The sequence below is a fragment of the Kutzneria chonburiensis genome (genome assembly GCF_028622115.1).
GTDB lineage: Bacteria > Actinomycetota > Actinomycetes > Mycobacteriales > Pseudonocardiaceae > Kutzneria > Kutzneria chonburiensis.
The window spans coordinates 1,289,582-1,310,692 of the sequence record NZ_CP097263.1; the positions used below are offsets into that span (position 1 = coordinate 1,289,582).

Consider the following 21,111-nt stretch of genomic DNA (forward strand, 5'->3'; position numbering starts at 1 on the left):
CGCCGCGCCTGGCCGCGGTCGACGCGGGCTGTGGGTCCGGCCGCCCCTGACGTGGGGCGGGCCGGACCCGACCACGGTGGAGACGGGGCGGTGGCGCCTCAGCCGGCTGTAAACCGGACGCCCTCCGGGCATTGCAGGTTCGACTCCTGCCTCCACCACCGGCCGCACGGGCGACAATCGTTGCCCGGTCCGTGCGCTGGGTGGCGCGGCGCTGTCGGCCGTGCTTAGCCTGGGCGCATCATGAACGACACCGTCACGCTGTCCACTTCGGACGTCGATGGCCGGGACGCGGCGGCGTACTGGCGTGATGTGGTGTGTTCGGCCTTTGTCGAAGTGGCGGTGCGGCCGACCGAAGAGGACGGGTTCGCCGGGGTGGTGCGGCATCGGGACGTGGCCGGCATCGGGTTCGCGCGGCTGTCCTCCTGCGGACAGCGGGTCGACCGTACGAGAGGCTATGTGGCCCGGAGCAACGAACATCACCTGCTGGCGAACATCCAGATCAGCGGCCAAGGGCTGCTGGCGCAGGACGGTCGCGGTGCGGTGCTGACGCCGGGGGTCCTGGCCTTCGTGGACAGTGCGCGGCCGTACACCATGCACTTCGGCGGGGAGTTCGCGCAGCTGGTGGTCCGGATCCCGGTGTCGATGCTGCCGCGCCGCACGCTGCGCGATGCCACCTCGACGGCGCTGGACGGTCCGGCCCGCCTGGTCACGGACTTCCTGTTGGGAATGGAAAACCTCGGCGCGGACGAACTGGTTCCCCACGCGCTGGGCCTGGTCGACACGGCCCTGGGGTGGGCGGCCGGGCGGACGGGGAGTCGCCGTTGGCGATCACACGGGAACGTGTGCGCAGGTTCGTTCGTGACAACGCCGGCAACGCGGACCTCGACGCCGATGCGGTGGCGGCCGGCTGCCGCATTTCCCGGCGGACGCTGTTCCGGGCGCTGGCGGACGACGAGTCGTTGACGGCGTTGCTGCGCCGGATCCGCGTGGAACGGGCGCAGCAGGTGCTGCGCTCCAACCCGCGGCTGCCGGTCGCGGTCGTCGCGCAGCAGTGTGGGTTTGCCGGGGCTGCGCAGCTGCACCGGGCGTTCCGGCGCGTGACCGGCGGCACGCCGGGCGATCACCGCAGGCGCTCGACGACCTTCGACACGAACTGAGGCGGGGACGGCGGGGTCGGCCCTGTGACGACCCGGCCCAGCGACACGTCATACCGCGGGCCGTCAGCCGGTTCGACGACCTCGTGCCCGTCCGACCGCACCTGCGTGACGTTGCGCTGCACCGACGCCTTGGTCCACATAAGCCCGGACATCGCCGGGAAGAACACCACCGGCGACGGGAATTCCAGCACCGTGGTGGTCAGCAGGTTCGGCGCACCGCCGCCGGCCACCGCGGCCAGAGTATTGGCCGTCGCCGGCAGCACCACGAACAGGTCGTGCTCGTCGGCCAGGCTCACGTGGTTGGCCCGCGCCCACGTCGCCGGATCCACGGCGGTGACCACGCGGTCGGCGAACAGCGCCATGGTCGACGCGGGTAGGAAGGTCGTCGCGGTGTGCGTCATGAGCACCGTGACGGTGCCGGTGAACTCCGCCCGCAGCGCGGACAGGTACATGGGCAAGAAGGCGACGCCGCCGGAACCGCTGGCGCCGATGAGCAGATTGCCACCGAAAGTCATGCGGCCATGGTCATTGCGATCAGCCGAAAGAGTGTCATCATGAGTGCCAAGGTTCGTGACGATCCGTGCCCTGCGTTTCGAGCGGAACTCTAGTGCGAGGTCAGTACCATTGTGGAATGGTTGCCGTATTGTATGACTTCGACGGTCTTCTCATTGACAGCGAAACAGCCGGACTGATCTCGTGGACCGAGGTGTACGAGTCGTTCGGGCATTCGATCGACCGTGACCACTGGCTGGCCGAGACGCTGGCCGGACGTGGGCCGTGCATGCCGAAGGAGCAGCTGGCCGCGCTCGTGACCGAGACGATCGACTGGGACACGGTCGAGGCCCTAAGGCTTAAAAGGCGGGATGAGCTGCTGGTTCTCCGGCCTGGGGTGCGCGAGCACCTGGCTCAGGCCGAGGAGCTCGGGGCGCTGACCGGCATCGTGTCCAACGCGCCGGACTGGTGGATCAGCCAGCGGCTGGCTGCGGTGGGCCTCGAGGAAAGCCGATTCGACGTCGTCATCACCAAATCGGCCGGATTGGCCAAGAAACCGGCGCCGGACGCCTATCTGGCGGCGCTGGACAAGCTGGGTGCGACGGCCGCGGAGGCCATTGCGTTTGAGGACAGCCCGATCGGAATTCGGGCCGCGCGACAGGCCGGAATTCGCTGTGTGGCGGTGCCCAATGCCGTGACGGAGAATTTCGACCTGACCATCGCCGATCTGGTGCTCGACCGGATCGACGCTGTTCCGCTGGCCGAGCTGCTGGACCGGCGGTGACGGTGCCCAGCGCCGCCGAGTGCGCGGCGGCGCCGGGCACCGCTCACGGGCGCAGCACCAGCCGCCCGGCCACCTTGCCCGAGTGCAGGCGGTCCAACGCCTCGTTGACCTGCGACAACGAGTACCGGTCGGCGATCGGGATGCGCAGCGCGCCGGCCTCGGCCAGGCGCAGCACCTCGGCGGTGTCGGCCAGGGTCGCGCCGACGGACCCGAAAAGCCGGACCTCGCGGGTCACCGCCGTGGCGACGTCGATCCGCGCGGGCGCGTCCGTGTAGCCCACGAGCACCACGCGCCCCTGCATGCGAACCATGTCGATCGCCTGCGCCGGAGTGTGGTCGTTGCCGACGGTGTCCACCACAACGTCGACACCGTCGCCGCCCACCAGCGCCCGAACAGCCTCGACCGCGTCAACGGCGAACGGGTCGACGCTGTGCGCAGCCCCCAACGACTCCGCGACCGCCCGGCTGTCCTCGTGCGGATCCACGGCGATCACCCGAGCGCCGCGTGCGGCCGCGACCTGCACGCACGCGAGGCCGACGCCGCCAACGCCGATCACCGTCACGGTCTCGCCCGACTGCACCTTCGCGACGGTGTCGACGACGTGCACACCGGTCGTGCCTGAGCAGCCCAGCACCGCCGCCTCGTCCAACGGCACGGACGACGGGACCGCCACCAGGCACCGGTCCGGCACCACGAGGTACTCGGCGAAGCCGCCGTCGGTGTCGAAGCCCCACTTGGCGTTGGCCTGCCGGCACAGGTTCTCCAGCCCCTGCGCGCACCAGCCGCAGCGGCCGCACCCGTCGTAGTAGTAGACGAGAACCCTTGTGCCGGCGGCAAAGCCGCTGACGTCACGACCTCGCCGGCGATCTCGTGCCCCAGCACCAACGGAAACGACGGGCTGGTGGGCACGCCGGCCGACAGGTGCAGGTCGGTGTGGCACACACCGGCCGCATGCACCCGGATCAGCGCCTGGCCGGGCCCGGGCGTGGGCACCGGCCGGGTCTGGATCTCCAGCGGACCGTTCAGGGCGGTCAGCGCGGCCACCCGCATCTGCTCACTCATCGGCGCTCTCCCGGCCAGGCGATGTCCAGCTCCCACGCGGCGTCGAAGACGTCCACCTGGTGCTGGAGGCTCCGCAGGTAACAGAGGTACATGTGCTCGCGACCGGCTTCGTCGGTGCGCGCGGACTCGGTCTCCATCACCTCGGCGTGCGCTTCGGCCATCCGGTGCACTGCCCGCTGGACGTAGATGTCGGCCCACTTCTGGTACGCCGGCGGCCCGGCGATCTGCATGCCGCGGAACCGCGCCCCGATCACCTGGGTGAACATGGCGCAGGGCAGCAGGGCCGACGCGATCTGGCCGATGTCGCCCTCCAGCGCGGTGCGGACCAGGTGGTTGGCGTACGCCTCGCGGGCCGGGATGTAGGCGTCGCGGCCGATGCGCAGCTCCTCGGTGTACCCGAGGTCGGCCAGCAGCACCCGCTTGGTGTCGATCTCGTTGTGCACCCACACGTCGTCGATGACGGTGGCCGCGGCCTTGGCCCACGGCGTGCCGGGCGCCTTGGCCACGCCGAAGGCCAGGCTGCGATGCAGGTCGACGATGTACGGCGCGTCGTTGACCTGGAAGGACACGAACTTCTCGACCGGCAGCCGGCCGGCGGCCATCGCCTCGATCCAGGGGTGATGGCGGTAGGCGTGCCACACGTCGGCGGCGCGCTCATGGCAGTGGTCGACGAATGAAGCCATCGGTGGTGGTGCCTCCGTTCCTGACGGTGTTCAGGGCCTGGTGGAGCGCACGCCGGGTGAGGACCTCGACGGCGTGGCGCCGGTAGTCGGCCGTGGCGGTGGCGTCGGACACCGGCCGCACGGCCGAGGCGGCAGCCCGGGCGGCAAGATCCACTGTGGACTCATCGGGTCGTGCATCGACGAGAACGTGTGCGGCGTCGAGGAGTTCGCCGCCGGGATGGCCGAGGGTGTAGGCGGCGATCCGTGCCGTACGGCAGCGGCCGTCGAGGTCCAATGCCACCCGCGCGGCGACGCCGGCGAGCTGGGGGCCGGTGTGGCGGTGCGCGACGCGCGCGAAGCCCCAGCCCTGGTCCTCGGGTTCACGGGCGAAGGTGATCGACGTGACGAGTTCGCCGTGGCGCAGCGGTTGGCCGGTGAAAAACGCTGCCGCGGCAAGGGTTCTCGGGCCGCCCGGGCCGGTGATCGTCACGTCGATGTCGCTGATCGCGGCCACGGCGGCGAGCTGCAAGCCCGGATCACCATGCGCCACAATGCCGCCGATGGTGCCGCGTCGCCGCGTGAGCATCGTGCCGACGGATCCGAGCGCTGCGGCCAGTAAACCGTCGGCCGCGGCCAGCACGTCGGCCTGCCGGGCCGCGGCGCCCGCGACGAGTCCGCGGGCGCCCACCCGGACACCGGTCAGCTCGGCGATCCGGCCGATGTCCACGACCAGGTCGGGCTGCCGACGCCGGGTCCGCAGCAGCGGCACCAGCGACTGGCCGCCGGCCAGTACGGCCGGATCGGTGGCCTGGGCCAGCGCCGTGACGGCGGCCGGCACGTTTTCGGGCGCGTGAAAGCAGAACGAGGACGCGTGCACCGCGCCCACCCCCCGGGTCAGGCGATAGGGAAGATCAGGAAGTGGCGAGCGCCTCGGCCGGCTCGTCGGTCGGCAGGCGCTTCTCCAGCAGCCGCATGGCAATGGTCGCCACCGCGGCCAGCGCGCCGAGCACGATCCACGGCAACGCCGGGCCCTGGGCGTACAGGGCGGTGAAGAAGGTCGGCGCGACGATATTGGCGACGGTGAAGCAGTACTGGAACATGGCCAGGTAGCGGCCACGCACGTGCTCGGGCGCGGCCGCGGCGGCCAGCGCGTTGGACACGGGCGCGTGCAGCAGCTCGGCCGCCGCGTAGAAAGCCACGCTCACCAACAGATACGGCACCAGCACGACCTGCGGCACGTCAAGCGCGAAGGCGAAGCCCACCGACCACACCACCCACAGCCCGCCGGCCACCGCCATGGCCCGCACCCGAGTCAGCGGCCGGGCCAGCTTGACCACCACGCCCTGGCCGGTGGCCAGCAGCAGGGTGTTGACGGCGAGCAGCGGGCCGACCAGCCAGCCCATCCCGGGCAGGCCCTTGACCAGGTACACCGGCACCGCGATGCCGACCATCACGCTGCACAGGGCGAAGACCGTGTTGGCTCCGATCAGCAGCAGATACGGCCGGTCGCGCAGCAGCACGCCGTAACCGCCGACGGCCTTTTCCTTGGTGCCAGAGGACTTCTTGGCCAGCGGCACGCGGAACATGAGCAGCGCGGAGAGCGCGAAGGACACCGCGTTGGCGTAGGCCACGAGCTGGTAGGTGCCGACCGAGGCATCGACCACGGCCAGGCCGCTGATCAGCGCGCCGAGTCCGGTGCCGGCTGCCTGGACCATGCCGACCAGCGCGAACCGCTGGTCGTTGCGGCGGCTCTCCTCGCCGGCCTCGGCCAGGCCGGCGACCACCGTGAAGAACGAGGACCAGAAGATCCGCTGGCCGACCGCGACGACGACCACCACGACCAGCATGGTGACCGGCCCGCTGACCCAGCCGTACGCGGCGAAGCCGACGGCCTGCACGGCCTGCGCGATCAACACGACGTTGCGGGCGTTCCACTTGTCGACCAGGTAGCCGATGAAGATCGGCACTGGCAGCGTCGAGATGGTCGCGACGCTGAGGAGCAGGCCGACGGTGGTGAGCGGCAGCTGGGTCACGGCGGTGAAGTAGAGCAGCGAGATGGGCATGAACAGGCCGCTGCCGAGCATGTCGACGGCCAGCGCCGCCACCAGCGGCCGGCTGCCTTTGCCCTTGATGACGTCGAACACGCAATGCCCCCATGATCGCTGTTGTCGGAACCGGACGGTGGAACCGGTTTCGACTTTATAGCACGGTGGCCAATACGCCCTCAAATTCACCTCAATAGGTGGACCTCGAATGGCGGTCGAGACAGGCTGGAGAATCACTATCGCCGAAACCGGTTTCGGCACGGCTTGTGGTTCTCTGGTCGAGCCAGCGGGACGGGGGGACCGGAGCTGAAGATCCGGATGTCGGAAGCGGTACCGCGACCGGCAGCCCGTTCGTCCGGGTACCCCGCCCGCTGGGTCAGCGCGCTACCTGACCGGAAGCACCGGCACGACCGGGGGAAATGCTTTGCGAGTCAATTATCCGGACGTCGGACAATTCTCCGATGCCGTCACCGTCGAATGCGTCGTCGATGACGCGGAACTGTCGGCAACCGTGCCGGCGGCGACCGCGCTCAATTCTTTTCTGAGCGGGAACGGCCACCCGGTGAACACCGGCTGCGACGCCGGCCAGTGCGGCCACTGCCTGGTCCGGCTGGACGGCGAGCTGGTGCGGTCCTGCCTGGTGCTGGCCGCCCAGTGCGACGGCAGCAAGGTCGAGACGGTCCGCAGTGCGGACCCGGGCCTGGCGCCGGTGCGCGACTGGATGGCCGCCAGCTCGGCGTTGCAGTGCGGGCACTGCAGTCCGGCGTTCGTGCTGGCCATGGCCCCCGGCGGCCCGCTGCGGTCGTGCCCCGAGGACGTGCGGTCGGCCATCAGCGACGTGATCTGCCGCTGCACCGGCTACACGGGCCTGGCCCGCGCTGCGGCCGGCGTGCTTTCCGGGGAGACACCGGAGCCCAAAAGCCGCGTCGAGGACGCTCGCCTGCTCAACGGGCGCGGCACCTTCGTCACCGGCCAGCACGTGCCCGGCCAGCTGTGGGCCCGGATCGTGCGCAGCACCGAGCCGCACGCCCGGATCATCGCGATCGACACCACCGCTGTCGAAGGCATCGTGTTCACCGGCGCCGACCTGCCGGCCGGTATGCGCGACTTCGGCCGTGACCTGGCCGGGCCGGCCGAGCCGGTGCTGGCCACCGACACCGTGCGCTATGTCGGCGAGCCGATCGCCCTGATCCTGGCCGAGAGTCCTGCCGCCGCTGAAGATGGCGCGGCGGCGGTCACCGTGCGGTACGAGAAGCTGCCACTGCTGACCACGCCGGAGAACTACACCGAGCTGGCCGACGATGATCCGTGCTGGCTGCCGGAACAGAGCCAGCTCGTCCCGGCCGACTGGACCGGGCCGCAGCCGGAGGACGACGTCGTCACCCTGACCCGTCGGTTCACGCTGGCGCGGCAGACCGGGCTGCCGATGGAGACCCGAGGCATCCTCGCTATCTGGGAAGACGACACGCTGACGTTGCGCGGCATCACCAAGATGCCGCGGGCCCATGCCGCGGCCGTGGCCAAAGCGCTTGGCCTGCAACCGGAACAGGTCCGTACGCCCACCGATGACGTCGGCGGCGCGTTCGGCGTGCGCGGCGAGCTGTACCCGGAGGAGCTGCTGGCCGCCTGGGCCGCCCATGAACTGGGCCGGCCGGTCAAGTGGCAGGAGGACCGGGCCGAGCACCTGGTGGCGATCAACCATTCGCGCGGCCAGGTCTGGGACGTCACGATGTCGGCGACCCGCGACGGTCGGCTGCTCGACGAGGACGTCGTCATCGTGCAGGACGCCGGCGCCTACGCCCGGCCGCTGACCGCGCTGGTGCCGTACCTGGCCTCGGCGATGTTCCCCGGCCCGTACCACTTCCGTGCCTACCGGGCGCGGGTGCGCAGCCTGCTGACCAACCGGACGCCGATCGGCCCGGTGCGCGCGCCGGGCCGGTTCGAGACGAACTTCGTGCGCGAGCGCATGATGGACATGCTGGCCGAGCACCTCGGTCTGTCCCCGGTGGAGTTCCGCTCGAGGAACCTGTTGTCGGCCAAGGACATGCCCTACGATACTGGTACCACCAACGAGGGGCCGGTGCACTACGACAGCGGCGACTTCCGCGCTGCCTACGAGCAGGCTCTGTCCGAAGTGGACGTCCAGCCTGATCCGGGCGACGGCCTCCGCCGCGGCACCGCGGTCGTGCCGTACGTGGAGAAGGCCGGCCTCGGCGGCCGCGAACGCGTCACCGTGACGGTCGAGGACGACGGCACGGTCGTCATCGAGTCGGCCAGCTCGCCGTCCGGCCAGAGCCACGAGACGGCGTTGGCCACGGTCGCGGCCAACGAACTCGGCGTCCACCGCGACCAGGTTCGCGTGGTCTTCCCCGACGGGGACGGCCCGGCGGCCGGACTGGGCACCTTCGCCAGCCGCACCGCCATGCACACCGGCAACGCCGTGCTCGACGCGTGCCGGAAGTTGAAGGCGCAAGGCACAAAGCGCGCCGAAGGCGGGTACGACGTCGACGCGCACACCTATCCGTACGGTGCGGTGACCTGCGCCGTGGCCGTGGACCCCGAGCTGCTGACGGTTCGGGTCGAGCACCTGGCGCTGTCCTGCGACGTCGGTGTCCCGATCAACCGGGATGTCGTGCACGGACAGCTGATCGGCGGCCTGGTGCAGGGCGTTTCGGCGGCCCTGTACGAGCAACTGCCCTACGACGAGGACGGGATGCCGCTGGCCAAGGGGCTGGAGCACTACCTGGTGGCGCTGGCCGCGGACCTGCCGGACGTGCGGATCACGCTGATCGACCCCGCGCCGCCGACCGCCCAGAGCCCGCGGAACCCGTTGGGCGTCAAGGGAATCGGCGAGGCCGGCATGGCCGCGGCGGCCGCCGCGGTTGCCGCCGCGATCTGCACGGCCGTGCCGGAGTTGAACCCGCGGCTCACCGCGACACCCATGACCCCCAGCCGCCTACTGGAGGCCGCCCACACCGACCAGGGGGAGAACCGATGACCACCTCGTTCGCGTCCTTCCAGGACGCCTACCTCCACCACCTGCGGGCCGCGTTCGAACGGCCCGAGTACCGCAACGCGCCGCGCGGCAACAAGAGTTCCGAGCTGCTCGGCGTCGGCTACCGGCTGGACAACCCGGTGCAGCGGCTGATCACGTTGCCCAGCCGCAAGACCAACCTGGTGTTCAACTTCGCCGAGGCGCTGTGGTACCTGTCCGGCTCGGACCGCCTTTCCCACATCGGCTACTACGCCGGCAGCATCGCCCGGTACTCGGCCGACGGTGAGACACTGACCGGAACCGCTTATGGGCCACGGATTTTCGACCACGGCCGAACGGGACTGGACCAGTGGCGCAGCGTTGTGCGAACCTTGGCCGAGGACCCGGACAGCAAGCGCGCGGTGGTGCAGATCTTCGACGCGCGTGAGCTGCTGGTCGCCGACAACATCGACGTCGCCTGCACACTGGCGCTCCAGTTCCTGATCCGTGACGGCCGGCTGTGCTGCGTGGGCTTCATGCGGGCCAACGACGCCTTCCGCGGCATGGCCAGCGACGTCTTCTCCTTCACCTTCCTGCTGGAGGTGCTGGCCCGCCAGCTCGGCGTCGAGGTCGGCACCTACCACCACCAGGTCGGCTCGATGCACGTCTACGACACCGACGCCGAGTGGGCGGCCCGCGTGCTGGCCGAGGCCGGCACGGAAAATCAAGCGCCCCAAGACTTTCCGGCCATGCCGGACGGCGACAACTGGCCGTACGTCCGGACGGTGCTCGACTGGGAGCGCGAGCTGCGGCTCGATGCCACCCGGCTGACCGCGGCCCAGCTGTCCCGGCTCGACCTGCCCGACTACTGGCGGCACGTCATCGGCCTGTTCGAGGTCCACCGCCAGCTCCGCCACCGCACCGGCATCGACACCGCGGTGCTCGACCAGCTCCCGGCCTCCTACCGCGAGCTCGTGCTCAACCGCTGGCCCGACTACGCCGGCTTCTAGGAATCCGTTGTCCACGAAGGGAAACATCATGACCACCACGCAACGTGTCACCCCGAGCTCGGTGTTCGTCGGCGGGCCGTTCTACGGCCTGGTCAACCCCGAGACCGGCGTCATGGCGCCGCGTGACCAGAGCAAGATCAACCGCATCATCGAGCACTTCGAGCAGGGCGGGGCCAAGGTCTACAACGCCCACCGCCGCGAGCAGTGGGGCGCGCAGTTCCTCACCGCGCCGGTGTGCACCAAGCTGGACTACACCGAGATCGCCCAGTCCGACGTGTTCGTCGCCTACCCCGGCGTGCCGGTCTCCCCGGGCACCCACGTCGAGGTCGGCTGGGCCAGCGCGCTGGGCAAGCCGATGGTGCTGCTGCTGGAGCGCGACGCCAAGCACACCTTCCTGGTGATCGGCCTTGAGACCGTGGCCAACGTCGAGTTCATCTACTTCGACGAGGTGGACGAGATCCTCGAGCAGCTCGACGACGCCGTGCACAAGGTGCTGACCCGCACCGGCCCGGTGCGGACCGACATCTGACGAACGGCCGTCGATCGGGGCGATCTTCATGTCCGACCAGGTTCCGGTCTGTCTGACCATCGGGTCCAGCGACTCCGGCGGCGGCGCCGGTGTGCAGGGCGACATCAAGGCGTACGCCTCGGTCGGCTGTTTCGCCACGACCGTGGTGGTCGGCATCACGGCGCAGAACACCGCCGGCATCGCCGGCCGGTGGACGGTCCCGGTGCCGGCGGTGCTGGCCCAGCTCGACGCCGTGCGCACCGGATTTCCGCTGCGGGCGGCCAAGATCGGCACGACCTGGAGTGAGGAGCTGCTGCTCGCGGTGGCCGGCCCACTGCGGGAGCTCGCCGCCGACGGCGTGCCGATCGTGGTCGACCCGGTGATGGTGACCACCGCCGGCTCGTGGCTGTCGGACCTGGGCCGCACCCGGGCCCTGGTGGCCGAGACGCTGTTCCCGGTGGCGACGGTGATCACGCCCAACCGGCGGGAGGCCGAGCTGCTGGCCGGCGTGGAGCCGGGCGGCTCGTCCCGGCGGGCGCTGGCCGAGAAGCTGGCCGGCCTTGGCGCGCCGGCGGTCGTCGTCACCGGGGGACCGCGGGAGCACGGCGACTGGTTCTTCGACGGCGTCGAGCACCACCACATCCAGGGCACGCACCACGACAACGGCGCCGAGCACGGGGCGGGCTGCGCCCACTCCGCGCTCGTCGCGGGCCTGCTGGCCCAGGGCCTGACGTTGACCAGCGCGGTCGGCGAGGCCCATCACCGGGCCGCCGAGAGCGTCCGCAACGGGCACGTCCACCTGGGCGACGGCCCGCATCCGGTGGACGTGCTCGGGATCGGCGCCGAGACCGGCCGGTTCGGCGGGCCGGGACTGCGGTTCCCGCTGTCCTGGGCCCGTCCGCTGGACGTGCCGCGCTAGCACCGAATCCGAGGAAAGGAGGTCGCGGGTGGCTCCCCGGCTGAGCGTGATCATTCCGACGCGGGACCGCGCGGGCAGGCTGCGCACCGCGCTCACCAGCGTGGCGGCGCAGGGCCGTGCCGATGTCGAGGTCGTGGTCGTCAACGACGGCGGCGCACCGGTCGAACCGGTCGTCGCCGAGTTCCGGCACCGGCTCGACGTCCGGCCGCTCACGCTGTCCGCCGAGGCGGGGCCGTCCGCGGCCCGCAACCACGGCATCGAGGCCGCCGAGGGGGAGTTCCTGAGCTTCCTCGACGACGACGACGTGTATCTGCCAGGCCACCTCGACTCGGCGCTGGCGGCGCTGGACGAGGGTGACGTTGACGTCGTCTACGCCACGGCCGGGGTCAGCGACACCTGGGTCGACCCACTCGCCGCCGACCCGCCGGACCTGGTGGAGTCCTTCGATTTCGCCTGGCACGACGGGTTTCTCTCGGTGCTGTGCTACATCCCGCCGACCGGCGTGGTGCTGCGCAACAGCGCGCAGGCGCGGTTCGACACCGGCGTGCGGATCGCCGAGGACTGGGACCTCTGGCTGCGGCTGGCCCGCCGCCAGGGGTACCGGTTCCGGCACCTCGACCGCGTCGGCGTCGTGTACCACCGCATTCCGGCGCACAGCGTCTCCGACGACCCGGTCGGCAACGGCCGGCGGGCGCTGGGCATGTTCCACGCCGGCTACCAGCGCATGTGCGCCCGCTGGGCGGTGCCTCTGGATTCGCCGGAAGCCGCGTACCGGGATCTGGTGTTGCAGGTCTACCAGCATGCGTTCGCTCGTTACGACCGAGGCCGGACGCTGGGCTCGTTCTGGTACGAACGAATGGTCCGCACCCTGCACACCGGCTTCCTCGCCGGCACGCCCGCGGCGGAGCTGGCGCCGGGCCTGGCCGCGCTGCTGGAGCACCGGTGACCGCGCACCTGACCGCCGAGCAGGTCTACGCCCGGATGGCGCGCCTGCCGTTCTTCGTCGTGCTGATGCGGCCGACCCCGCTGTACAACTGGGACAGCGACGCCGGCCGCGAGCTGATGCGGGCCCACCTCCAGTGGCAGCTCGAGCTGGAGGACGAGGGGCGGCTGCTGGCCGCCGGCCCGCTGAACTACGGCCGGCCGACGACCGAGGACCACCCGATCGTCAATGCCGGCGGCATGTACATCATCGCCGCCGAGTCGCTGGCCGACGCCGAGCGGATCGCCGCGCAGGAGCCGTTCGGCGTGGCCGGCTGGCGCACCCACGTCGTCTGCACCTGGCTGCTCAACGAGGGCGTCGTGCGCGACAGCGCCGCCCCGGTCGTCGACCGCTTCGGACCACGGACCTAGGAGACCACCATGACCCTGTCCCACGACCACATCCTGTTGCCGGAAGGCATCTACGCCGACGCGCGCGGGCGGATCATCGCGCTGCCCGACTTCCCGACCAAGCACGCGATGATCATCGAGTGCACCACCGGCGCGGTCCGCGGCAACCACTACCACCACCACGAGAGCCACCTGATGTACGTGGTGTCGGGCCGCATGATCTACCTGGAGCACCAGGCCGACGGCGAGATCCTGACGCTGGACGTGAAGCCGGGCGAAGCCGTGGTCAGCCCGGTCTCGCTGGCCCACACCACGGTGTTCCCGGAGCCGACGGTGATCGCCGTGCTGTCCGATGTGGACCGTGGCGGCGAACGCTACGAGAACGAGGTCGTGCGGGTGGAACCGTTGCAGCACCAGGTGGACATCTCCCACCTCTACGACGGCCCGCAGGTCACGCCGTGAGCGCCTGTGTGCTGTGCCGGGTGGCTGACCCGGCGCCGGTGGTGCTGCTGGAACCGACGCCGCCGGCCAACCACCTGGCCGCGACGCCGGAGCAGGCGCGGGCACTGCCCCGCTATCCGCTGGACCTCATGCGCTGCAACGCTTGTGGGTTGGTGCAGCTCGGCGATGTCGTCGACCGCAAGGAGTTGTTCAGCGACTACCGTTACGCCACCGGCGCGGTTCCCGCCCTGGTACGGCATTTCGGTCAGCTGGCCGATGACGTGATCGAGCGGCTTGGGCTGCCGGCCGGGGCGAAGGTCACTGAGATCGGCTCGAACGACGGCACGCTGCTGTCTTTCTTCGCCCGGCGTGGGATGAAGGTGCTCGGCGTCGACCCCGCCGTGCCGCTGGCGGCCGAGGCCGAGCGGCGTGGCGTGCCGACCGAGGTGGCGCTGTTCGACGACGAGGTCGCGGACGGAATCGTTGCCCGGCAAGGGCATTCCGACGTCGTGTTGGCGGCCAACGTGATCGCCCACGTGCGGGACGTTGACGCGGTGATCCGCGGCATCGCCCGGCTGCTCGGGCCGACCGGCACCGCGGTGGTCGAGGTGGCGCACGTGCTGCCGATGGCGGTCGACGGCGTCTTCGAGTTCATCTACCACGAGCACACCGCGTACTACTCGCTGCATGTCCTCCGAGACGCCTTCGCCCGGCACGGTCTGGATGTCGTTGACGTGCAACAGATCGACACCCAAGGCGGCTCACTGCGGGTCTGGGCTCGACGGGACGGCCAGCCGGACAACGCGGTGACGGAGCTGCTGGCGGTGGAGCGCGAAGCGGGCGTGGAGGACGGTAGTTTCCTCGACGGCTTTGGCGATCGCGTCCGCCGCGTGGCCGACCGCCTGTACGACGTCGTGGCCGGATTGCGCGCGCAGGGCAAGGTGATCGGCGGCTACGGCGCGTCGGCGCGGGCCGTGACGCTGCTCGGCCAGTCGCGCATCGGCCCGTTCCTGGAGTGGATCGTCGACGACAATCCGCGCAAGGTCGGCCTGTTCACGCCGGGCGACGGCATCGAGGTCGTCGACCGCGGCCGGCTCGACGAGCGCAAGGCCGACTACGTCGTGGTGTTCGCCTGGAACTACGCGGAATCCGTGCGCCGCAACGCCTCCGCCTTCGTGGCCGGCGGCGGCCACCTCATCCTCCCGTTCCCCGATCTGGTCGTGGACTGAAAGGGCTGTCATGCGGATCTTTCTCACCGGCAACGAGGGCTACCTGGGCTCGGTCGTCCAGGAGGAGCTGATCGAGGCGGGTCACACGGTGACCGGGCATGACGCCGGGTTCTTCAGCACCGACGGCGAGCGGCGGGCGTGGGACATCCGCGACATCACCGCCGACGACCTGCGCGGGCACGACGCGATCGTGCACCTGGCCGGCCTGTCCAACGATGCGGCCGGAGAGCTGTCCGAGGACGTCACGCTGGAGATCAACCAGCGCGGCTCCATCCAGCTGGCCGAGCTGGCCCGTGAGGCCGGCGTCGAGCGGTTCGTGTTCGCCTCCTCGTGCAGCGTCTACGGCGACGCGCACCAGCCGGAGCTGACCGAGGACGGCGAGGTCCGCCCGCTGACGGCGTACGCGCGCAGCAAGCTCGTGGCCGAGCGGGCGATCGTCGCCCTCGACGGCCTGTGCGCGACGGCGCTGCGTTTCGCCACGCTGTTCGGCGCTTCTCCCGCGCTGCGCAACGACTTGATGGTGAACCGGATGGTCGGCACGGCCGCCCGCTACGGCAAGATCACCGTGACCGGCGACGGCGCCGCCACCCGTCCGCTGCTGCACGTCCGCGACGCCGCGACCGCGATCGTCAGCACGCTGGAAGCCCCGGCGGCCGCTGTCCGCGGGCAGGTGTTCAACGTCGGCGTGCCGGGGGCGAACTACACCATCCGCTCGGTGGCCGAGCTGGTGACCGATCGGTTCCCGGCGGCGGAGATCAGCTTCGCCGGCTCGCCGGACCACCGTAGCTACACCGTCTGCTTCGACCGCTTCACCTCGACGGTCACGGCGTGGCAGCCCCGGTACGACGTCGAGTACGGCATCCGCGAGGTGGCCGAGTACCTCGAGCACGCCGAGCCGTTCCCGCGCATCGGCAACCCGTGGGGCCGTGGCGAGCGCAGCTCGTGGCTGCACCTGCTGCGGCAGGAGAACGTGCTGACCGACGCGTTCCGCTGGACCCGAGCCCATTCCTGAGGGGGAACCGCCATGCCGCTGTCCGTTGTCGTCCCGGCCTACGACCAGGCCTACAGCCTGGAGCTGGCGCTCGGCTCCCTGAGCCGGCAGACCCTGCCGGTCGAGGACTTCGAGATCGTCATCGTCGACGACTGCTCGACCGAGGACCTGGCCGCGGTGGTCGACCGGTTCGCCGACGTGCTGGACATCCAGTACCTGCGCAACGAGGTCAACCTCGGCCGCGCCCGTACCCGCAACCGGGGTATCGCCGCGGCCCGGCACGACGACCTGATGCTGCTGGACTCGGACTCCTACTGCGCACCGGATCTCCTCGAGCGGCATCACCGCTTCGCCGACCGGCCGGCCGGGCAGATCCTGCTCGGCCGGCGGCTGGAACCGGAGTGGGATTCGCTGTCCACCTTGGCCCGTGGCGATTTCCCGTCGGCGCACAGCCCGCTCGAGCAGGATCCGCGCTACAACCTGGGGTTCGAGCCGGACACCTTTCTCGACAGCCGCACGCCGTGGCTTTTCGCCTACTGCAACAACATGTCCGTGTCGCGCAAGCTGCTCGACACGGTCGGCGGCTTCAACGAGGACTTCCGGCGGTGGGGCTACGAGGACAACGAGCTGGCGTACCGGATCTTCCAGCACCACGGCCGTGCGTCCGGCTACTTCCGGTACGACGCCGACGCTGTGACGTACCACCTGCCGCACTGGCGGAACTGGAGCGTGGACTGGGCCGGCGCGCAGGGCTACGTGCCGTACATGAAGGAGCGGTACCGGCACTTCGACGTCGAATTCCTCGGTGCGCCACCGGCAGTGCTGGCGCGGATGGTGCCGTACTACGAGCAGTGCCTGGAGGCGCTGCGCACGGCCGGGTCGGTTGTGCCTTCGTTGCCGTCGGCCGGGCGGGAGCTGTGGTTCGGGTTCGGGGTCGGTCGAGGGTGCGACCACGCGGCACCGGTCGGTGCGGACAACCTGCACCTGATCGGCGTTTCGACGCCGTTCGCCGAAGGGGCGTACGACCGGGTGGTCAACGTGGACCTGTGGCGGATGCTCAACGCCGCCGACATGTCCGCGCTGCTGCTGGAGGGCTTCCGGCTGGCCGGCGAGGTGACGCTGGTGTGGTCAGCCGCCGTGGACGCCCCCGTGGCGACGGACCTGGATTACGTGGTGGCGATGTTGCGGCCGCACTGCCGGCTCGAGGTGCGGGCGGGGGAGGGGTTCGCGCTGCTGCACTGTCGGCCGCTCGGCGGCTGAGGCGCAGGTCACTTGACCTGAGTGAACAGGTCTGTCTAGTCTCGGTCAGGGATTGAACAGACCTGTCTACTCATTCACGGAGTGTGTGCCATGACCCAGGCCATCACACGGAGCCGCGCCGCCCGGCCGACGGTCGGCGCCCCGGTCGCGAGATCGGGAACCCGGGGCACCGGCACGCTGGTGCTGCTGGCCTCGGTGGTCATCTCGCTGCTGGCCTCGTCCAGCGCGCCGATCCCGCTGTTCGCCGTCTACCAGGCCGAATGGGGCTTCTCGCCGATCACCACGACGATCGTCTTCGGCGTGTATGCGGTGTCGGTGCTGGTCTCGCTGCTCACCCTGGGCAAGCTGTCCGACCACATCGGCCGCAAGCCCGTGCTGATCACGGCGCTGCTGGTCCAGGTGGTCACGATGATCATCCTGGCCACCGCCGACGGCGTGCCGGCGCTGGTGATCGGCCGCGTGGTGCAGGGCCTGGCCACCGGTGCCGCGGTGGGCGCGCTCGGCGCGATGATGCTCGACGTCGACGCCAAGCGCGGTCAGCTGACCAACGCCTTCACGCCGGGCATCGGCACCGGTAGCGGCGCGCTGCTGTCGGCGTTATTGGTCAACTTCCTGCCGGCTCCCACGCAGCTCGTCTACTACGTGCTGGTCGGCGTTTTCCTGCTTCAGGCGCTGGGCATCGCCCTGGTCCGTGAGACGGTGACGCGCGCTCCCGGCGCGCTGGCCAGCCTGAAGCCGGAGATCACCGTGCCGCGTGCGGTCCGCGTGCATCTGCTGGCGGCCACTCCGGTGCTGTTCGCCGTGTGGGCGCTGACCGGTCTGTACGGTGCGCTCGGCCCGGCTCTGCTGGCCAAGCTGCTCGGCGGCAACAACACCGTTCTGGCCGGTGTGCTGGTGTTCGGCTTCGCCGGCATCGCCAGCGTGATGGTGCTGGTGCTGCGGAACGTCGGCGCGATGGCGGTGATGCAGACCGGTGCGATCCTGCTGTTCGTCGGCGTCGCGGTCAGTCTGGTCGCGATCGGCACGGGTTCGGTGGCGCTGTTCTTCGTCGGGGCATTGATCAGCGGCGCGGCCTTCGGCGCCGGCTTCCAGGGCGGCATCCGTATCGTGGTGCCGCAGGTCGCGCCGCACGAGCGTGCCGGCACGCTGTCACTGCTGTACGTCGTGTCCTACCTCGGCCTTGGCGTTCCGGCCGTGGCGGCCGGCGTGCTGGCCGTGCACGGCCCCGGCCTGTTCGGGGCGGCGACGATCTACGGCATCGCGGTGATGGTGCTCGCCCTGGTGGCGCTGGCCGCCCTGGTCCGGGCACGCCGCACCGCCGTGGCGTAAACTGAACAGATCTGTCTGGTATGAGGGAGTGGATGTCAATGGCGACCAACTCGGGCCAGGCGACCGCCGGCCGCGTGACCGCCCGCGAACGTCTGCTGGCTGCCGCTGACGAGCTGTTCTACAACGAGGGTGTGCACACGGTCGGCATCGACCGGGTCATCGAGCACGCCGGCGTGGCCAAGGCCTCGCTGTACAACACGTTCGGCAGCAAGGACGAGCTGATCCACGCGTACCTCAAGTCCCGGCAGGACCGCATCGCCGGGTACATCCAGATCGCCGTCGACGCCGCCGACACCCCGCGGGAGAAGGTGTTGGCGGTGTTCGACGGCCAGATCGCGGCCTACGCGGAGAGCGGCTACCAGGGCTGCGCCTTCTACCGGGCCAGCGCCGAATCCCGGCCCGGCGACCGGATCGACCTGACCGCCCGGGACTACCGGGCCTGGGTCCGCGGCCTGTTCGTCGATCTGGCGGAGCGGCTCGGCGCCCCCGATCCGGAGCTGTTGGCCACTCAGCTGCACATGATCTACGACGGCAACGGCGCGGCCACCCGCAACGACCGCGGGCCGGGCAGCAACGCCGTCGCCAAGGCCACCGCCGCCGTGCTCCTCGATGCCGCGTTGGCTCACGCGTAGGGGTCGGTGACGTCGCGCAGCCGACCAAGCAGTTGCCGTAGCTGCGCCATGTGGCGCTTGCCCAGGTGGGCCTCCCATTCCGCCTCGACCTCGGCCACCGCGGCGGCGGTGATTGGCAGCGCTTCCCGGCCGCGGGCGGCGATGCGGACCAGGCGGGCGCGTTTGTCGGTCGGGTCCGGCACGCGCTCCACCCAGCCGGCCTTCTCCAGTTGGTCGACCAGGAAGCCGGCGGTCTGCTTGGTCACCTGGGCCTGCTCGGCCAGGTCGGTCAGGCGGGTGCCGTCGGGTCCGATCCGCTGCACGATCTTCATCTGCGCGGTGGTGATGTCGTCGTAGCCGGCCCTGACCAGCGCGTCGATCACCCGGTTCTCCAGCCAGCGGTACGGGATGTACAGCAACAGGCCGGTGTTGAGCCCGTCCTCGGCCACTACGCCTCCCTTGACATGGTCAGAGTCTCTGACTAATTTGGTCAGAGTCTCGTACCAATATAGGGGAGGCGCGCGGTGGATCCGGAGCGGAGCTGGCTGGTCGTCGAGCAGGAACGGCGGTATCTGGCCGACCTGCTGGAATCCCTCGACGAGACGGAGTTGAACCGACCGTCGCTGTGCGACGGCTGGCGCATCCGCGACGTCGCCGCGCACGTGGCGCTCGCACCGCAGCATCCAGGACCGGGGGAGATGCTGGTCGGGGCGGTGCGGGCGCTCGGCCGGTTCAACAAGCTCAACCACGACATGGCCGTGCGGCACGCGTCGCGGCCCGACGTCGACCTGGTCGCCGACCTTCGCGCGCATGCCGGCTCGCGGCGGCTGCCCGTGGTCACCAGCCTGGACAACATCGTGTTCGACGTCCTGGTGCACGTCCAGGATGTCGCGATCCCGTTGGGGCGTCAGCACTCCATGCCCGTCGATGCGGCCGTGTTCGGCGCCGACCGGGTGTGGCGGATGGGCTGGCCGTTCCACGCTCGGCGCCGGCTGGCCGGCTCACGCCTGGTCGCGACCGATGCCGAGTGGAACGTCGGCGAGGGGCCGGCCGAGATCCGGGGGCCGATCGACGCGCTGCTGATGCTGCTCACCGGTCGGACCGTGACCGGTCTGGAGCGCGTCTAGCAGCTGCGGGCGAACTGCCAGGCGTTCTGGCCGTTGTTGCCGGGAACCGCGTTGTAGTTCCACTCCGTGGCGTACCAGAGACGGCCCTGGTAGGCGACGATCGAGCCCCGGTCGTACGCCGTGTTCCACTGCCAGTCCGCCACCGCGCACCTCGTCGTGGTCGTCGTCCGCTGCGTGGTGGTCGTCGTCGTGGCGTGCGTCGTCGTTGTCGTCGGGCGCGCAGTCGTCGTGCGCGGCCGGGTCGTCGTGGTCGTCGTCGGCGGGGGAGTCGTCGTGGTTGTCGTCGGCTCCGTGGTGGTCGTGATCGACGACGACGCGGCCAGCGGCGTCGGCGAGTCCAGCGTCGGCGAGGGCACCGGCTCGGCCACGCCCGCGGCGACATTCGCGTCGAAGGTGTTGGTGGCCAGGAAGATCAGCACCGAGCACACCAGCGAGCCGCCGGTCGCCGCCCACACGAGCAACCGATCGCGCCGGCGGGTGTCACCGCCCGGAGGTTCAGGGTCCATCGGGTCCATTGCGGCGGGAGCATACGCTCGGCTCCGAGGCGGTTCGCGACCGACTCGCCGTGCCGCTCCCTGCCTACAACCCGTGCACGGCCTGGTGGGTGGCGGCGTCGATGACGCGGCGGTTGGCCAACTCGTCGGCGCCGAGCAGGGCGCTGGCGGCGGTGACGATGCCCTGGATGAGACGGGCGCGGAGCGCGGGCTGGTCGATGCCGAGGTCGGTGAGGGCGTCGACGAGCGGGGCGAAAAGGCGGGCGTGCTCGGCCATGATGCGCTCCTGCGCGGCGGGCCCGAGGGCATGGCCGGCGAGGACGACGAGGGCGGTGTGCCGGCCGTCGGTGAGCATGCGCAGCTGAGCCCGGACGAAAGCGGCGACGCGGTCGGCTGGGTCGCTGTGGCGGAGGACCTCGGCCTCGAGCTCGGTGATCCACCGCGGCAGCTCGTCCTCGACCATGGCGGCGACGAGGTCGTCCCGAGAGCGGAAGTACTCGTAGAGGCTGGGCCGGGACAGACCGACCTGGGCGGCGAGGGCGGACAAGGTGAGCGCCTCGGTCCCCTGCTCGGCGACCAGCACCCGGGCGGCCTCGAGCAGCGCGCGCAGGCGCTGCGCACGGTGTTCGGCGACGGTGGGGGCGCTGATCTTCGGCACGAGCGGAGTCTACCCGCTGTTGCCGA

24 protein-coding genes, 1 tRNA gene and 1 pseudogene are annotated in these 21,111 nt (G+C 70.6%); 17 read left to right on the forward strand and 9 right to left on the reverse strand.

The window, feature by feature from the left end:
* Positions 1-75: 75 nt before the first annotated feature.
* The 3 genes from M3Q35_RS06135 to M3Q35_RS06145 all read left to right on the forward strand — a co-directional run bounded on the left by M3Q35_RS06135 (position 76) and on the right by M3Q35_RS06145 (position 1,157).
* Positions 76-158 (forward strand) — tRNA-Tyr (locus M3Q35_RS06135).
* Positions 159-240: 82 nt separating this feature from the next.
* Entirely contained in the window at positions 241-963 is a 723-nt protein-coding gene (locus M3Q35_RS06140; RefSeq protein WP_273940672.1) for a cupin domain-containing protein, read from the forward strand.
* On the forward strand, positions 960-1,157 hold the full coding sequence (locus M3Q35_RS06145; protein ID WP_273940673.1) for a helix-turn-helix domain-containing protein: 198 nt from the start codon (positions 960-962) through the stop codon (positions 1,155-1,157). The genes M3Q35_RS06140 and M3Q35_RS06145 overlap by 4 nt, the downstream gene beginning before the upstream one ends.
* Here M3Q35_RS06145 and M3Q35_RS06150 read toward each other — a convergent pair.
* Positions 1,121-1,672 carry a flavoprotein gene (locus M3Q35_RS06150; protein WP_273940674.1) on the reverse strand — a complete coding sequence of 184 codons (552 nt, stop codon included), beginning with the start codon at positions 1,670-1,672 and terminating at the stop codon, positions 1,121-1,123. The genes M3Q35_RS06145 and M3Q35_RS06150 overlap by 37 nt on opposite strands.
* Before the next feature lie 116 nt (positions 1,673-1,788).
* On the opposite strand from M3Q35_RS06150, the gene M3Q35_RS06155 reads away from it, so the two are divergent.
* Positions 1,789-2,433 (forward strand): HAD family hydrolase, encoded by a 645-nt coding sequence (locus M3Q35_RS06155; RefSeq protein WP_273940675.1) that lies wholly within the window; start codon positions 1,789-1,791, stop codon positions 2,431-2,433.
* Between the two features lie 43 nt (positions 2,434-2,476).
* Here M3Q35_RS06155 and M3Q35_RS06160 read toward each other — a convergent pair whose 3' ends face one another.
* From M3Q35_RS06160 to M3Q35_RS06175, 5 genes and pseudogenes are all read right to left on the reverse strand, one after another.
* Positions 2,477-3,127: a zinc-binding dehydrogenase gene (locus M3Q35_RS06160; protein WP_420704770.1), complete on the reverse strand. Its 651-nt coding sequence runs from the start codon at positions 3,125-3,127 to the stop codon at positions 2,477-2,479.
* 27 nt (positions 3,128-3,154) lie between these two features.
* Positions 3,155-3,495 (reverse strand): annotated as a pseudogene (locus M3Q35_RS48765) (alcohol dehydrogenase catalytic domain-containing protein); the annotation flags it as partial.
* Positions 3,492-4,178, reverse strand: coding sequence for a TenA family protein (locus M3Q35_RS06165; RefSeq protein WP_273940677.1), 687 nt, complete (start codon positions 4,176-4,178; stop codon positions 3,492-3,494). The pseudogene M3Q35_RS48765 and the gene M3Q35_RS06165, both read right to left, overlap by 4 nt.
* Positions 4,150-5,034 (reverse strand): FAD binding domain-containing protein, encoded by an 885-nt coding sequence (locus M3Q35_RS06170; RefSeq protein ID WP_273940678.1) that lies wholly within the window; start codon positions 5,032-5,034, stop codon positions 4,150-4,152. Before M3Q35_RS06170 ends, M3Q35_RS06165 begins: the two co-directional genes overlap by 29 nt.
* A gap of 34 nt (positions 5,035-5,068) precedes the next feature.
* Complete coding sequence (locus tag M3Q35_RS06175) at positions 5,069-6,301, reverse strand: MFS transporter (protein WP_273940679.1); 1,233 nt, start codon at positions 6,299-6,301, stop codon at positions 5,069-5,071.
* Positions 6,302-6,626: 325 nt separating this feature from the next.
* Between M3Q35_RS06175 and M3Q35_RS06180 the strand changes: the two genes are divergently transcribed.
* The 12 genes from M3Q35_RS06180 to M3Q35_RS06235 all read left to right on the forward strand — a co-directional run bounded on the left by M3Q35_RS06180 (position 6,627) and on the right by M3Q35_RS06235 (position 18,827).
* Positions 6,627-9,200, forward strand: a complete 2,574-nt coding sequence (locus M3Q35_RS06180) for a molybdopterin-dependent oxidoreductase (RefSeq protein WP_273940680.1) — start codon at positions 6,627-6,629, stop codon at positions 9,198-9,200.
* The gene (locus M3Q35_RS06185) at positions 9,197-10,186 is read left to right on the forward strand and encodes a thymidylate synthase (protein WP_273940681.1); all 990 of its coding nucleotides are present in this window, start codon (positions 9,197-9,199) and stop codon (positions 10,184-10,186) included. The genes M3Q35_RS06180 and M3Q35_RS06185 overlap by 4 nt, the downstream gene beginning before the upstream one ends.
* Before the next feature lie 28 nt (positions 10,187-10,214).
* Positions 10,215-10,715, forward strand: a complete 501-nt coding sequence (locus M3Q35_RS06190; protein WP_273940682.1) for a nucleoside 2-deoxyribosyltransferase — start codon at positions 10,215-10,217, stop codon at positions 10,713-10,715.
* Between the two features lie 28 nt (positions 10,716-10,743).
* Positions 10,744-11,613, forward strand: coding sequence for a bifunctional hydroxymethylpyrimidine kinase/phosphomethylpyrimidine kinase (gene thiD / locus M3Q35_RS06195; RefSeq protein ID WP_273940683.1), 870 nt, complete (start codon positions 10,744-10,746; stop codon positions 11,611-11,613).
* 28 nt (positions 11,614-11,641) lie between these two features.
* Entirely contained in the window at positions 11,642-12,559 is a 918-nt protein-coding gene (locus M3Q35_RS06200) for a glycosyltransferase family 2 protein (protein WP_273940684.1), read from the forward strand.
* On the forward strand, positions 12,556-12,966 hold the full coding sequence (locus tag M3Q35_RS06205; RefSeq protein ID WP_273940685.1) for a YciI family protein: 411 nt from the start codon (positions 12,556-12,558) through the stop codon (positions 12,964-12,966). The genes M3Q35_RS06200 and M3Q35_RS06205 overlap by 4 nt, the downstream gene beginning before the upstream one ends.
* A gap of 9 nt (positions 12,967-12,975) precedes the next feature.
* Positions 12,976-13,407: a cupin domain-containing protein gene (locus tag M3Q35_RS06210; RefSeq protein WP_273940686.1), complete on the forward strand. Its 432-nt coding sequence runs from the start codon at positions 12,976-12,978 to the stop codon at positions 13,405-13,407.
* A gap of 8 nt (positions 13,408-13,415) precedes the next feature.
* Positions 13,416-14,615 carry a class I SAM-dependent methyltransferase gene (locus tag M3Q35_RS06215; RefSeq protein ID WP_273944267.1) on the forward strand — a complete coding sequence of 400 codons (1,200 nt, stop codon included), beginning with the start codon at positions 13,416-13,418 and terminating at the stop codon, positions 14,613-14,615.
* Positions 14,616-14,625: 10 nt separating this feature from the next.
* Complete coding sequence (locus tag M3Q35_RS06220) at positions 14,626-15,627, forward strand: NAD-dependent epimerase/dehydratase family protein (protein ID WP_273940687.1); 1,002 nt, start codon at positions 14,626-14,628, stop codon at positions 15,625-15,627.
* 12 nt (positions 15,628-15,639) lie between these two features.
* Positions 15,640-16,866, forward strand: a complete 1,227-nt coding sequence (locus tag M3Q35_RS06225; RefSeq protein ID WP_273940688.1) for a glycosyltransferase family 2 protein — start codon at positions 15,640-15,642, stop codon at positions 16,864-16,866.
* 90 nt (positions 16,867-16,956) lie between these two features.
* On the forward strand, positions 16,957-18,195 hold the full coding sequence (locus M3Q35_RS06230) for an MFS transporter (protein WP_273940689.1): 1,239 nt from the start codon (positions 16,957-16,959) through the stop codon (positions 18,193-18,195).
* A gap of 38 nt (positions 18,196-18,233) precedes the next feature.
* Entirely contained in the window at positions 18,234-18,827 is a 594-nt protein-coding gene (locus M3Q35_RS06235; RefSeq protein WP_273940690.1) for a TetR/AcrR family transcriptional regulator, read from the forward strand.
* Here M3Q35_RS06235 and M3Q35_RS06240 read toward each other — a convergent pair.
* Positions 18,818-19,255 carry a MarR family winged helix-turn-helix transcriptional regulator gene (locus M3Q35_RS06240; RefSeq protein ID WP_273940691.1) on the reverse strand — a complete coding sequence of 146 codons (438 nt, stop codon included), beginning with the start codon at positions 19,253-19,255 and terminating at the stop codon, positions 18,818-18,820. The two genes, M3Q35_RS06235 and M3Q35_RS06240, sit on opposite strands and share 10 nt — an antisense overlap.
* Before the next feature lie 75 nt (positions 19,256-19,330).
* On the opposite strand from M3Q35_RS06240, the gene M3Q35_RS06245 reads away from it, so the two are divergent.
* Positions 19,331-19,933: a maleylpyruvate isomerase family mycothiol-dependent enzyme gene (locus M3Q35_RS06245; protein WP_273940692.1), complete on the forward strand. Its 603-nt coding sequence runs from the start codon at positions 19,331-19,333 to the stop codon at positions 19,931-19,933.
* Here the strand turns inward: M3Q35_RS06245 and M3Q35_RS06250 are convergent.
* Entirely contained in the window at positions 19,930-20,439 is a 510-nt protein-coding gene (locus tag M3Q35_RS06250) for a hypothetical protein (protein WP_273940693.1), read from the reverse strand. The genes M3Q35_RS06245 and M3Q35_RS06250 overlap by 4 nt on opposite strands.
* Positions 20,440-20,512: 73 nt before the next feature.
* Entirely contained in the window at positions 20,513-21,085 is a 573-nt protein-coding gene (locus M3Q35_RS06255) for a TetR/AcrR family transcriptional regulator (protein WP_273940694.1), read from the reverse strand.
* Positions 21,086-21,111 lie beyond the last annotated feature (26 nt).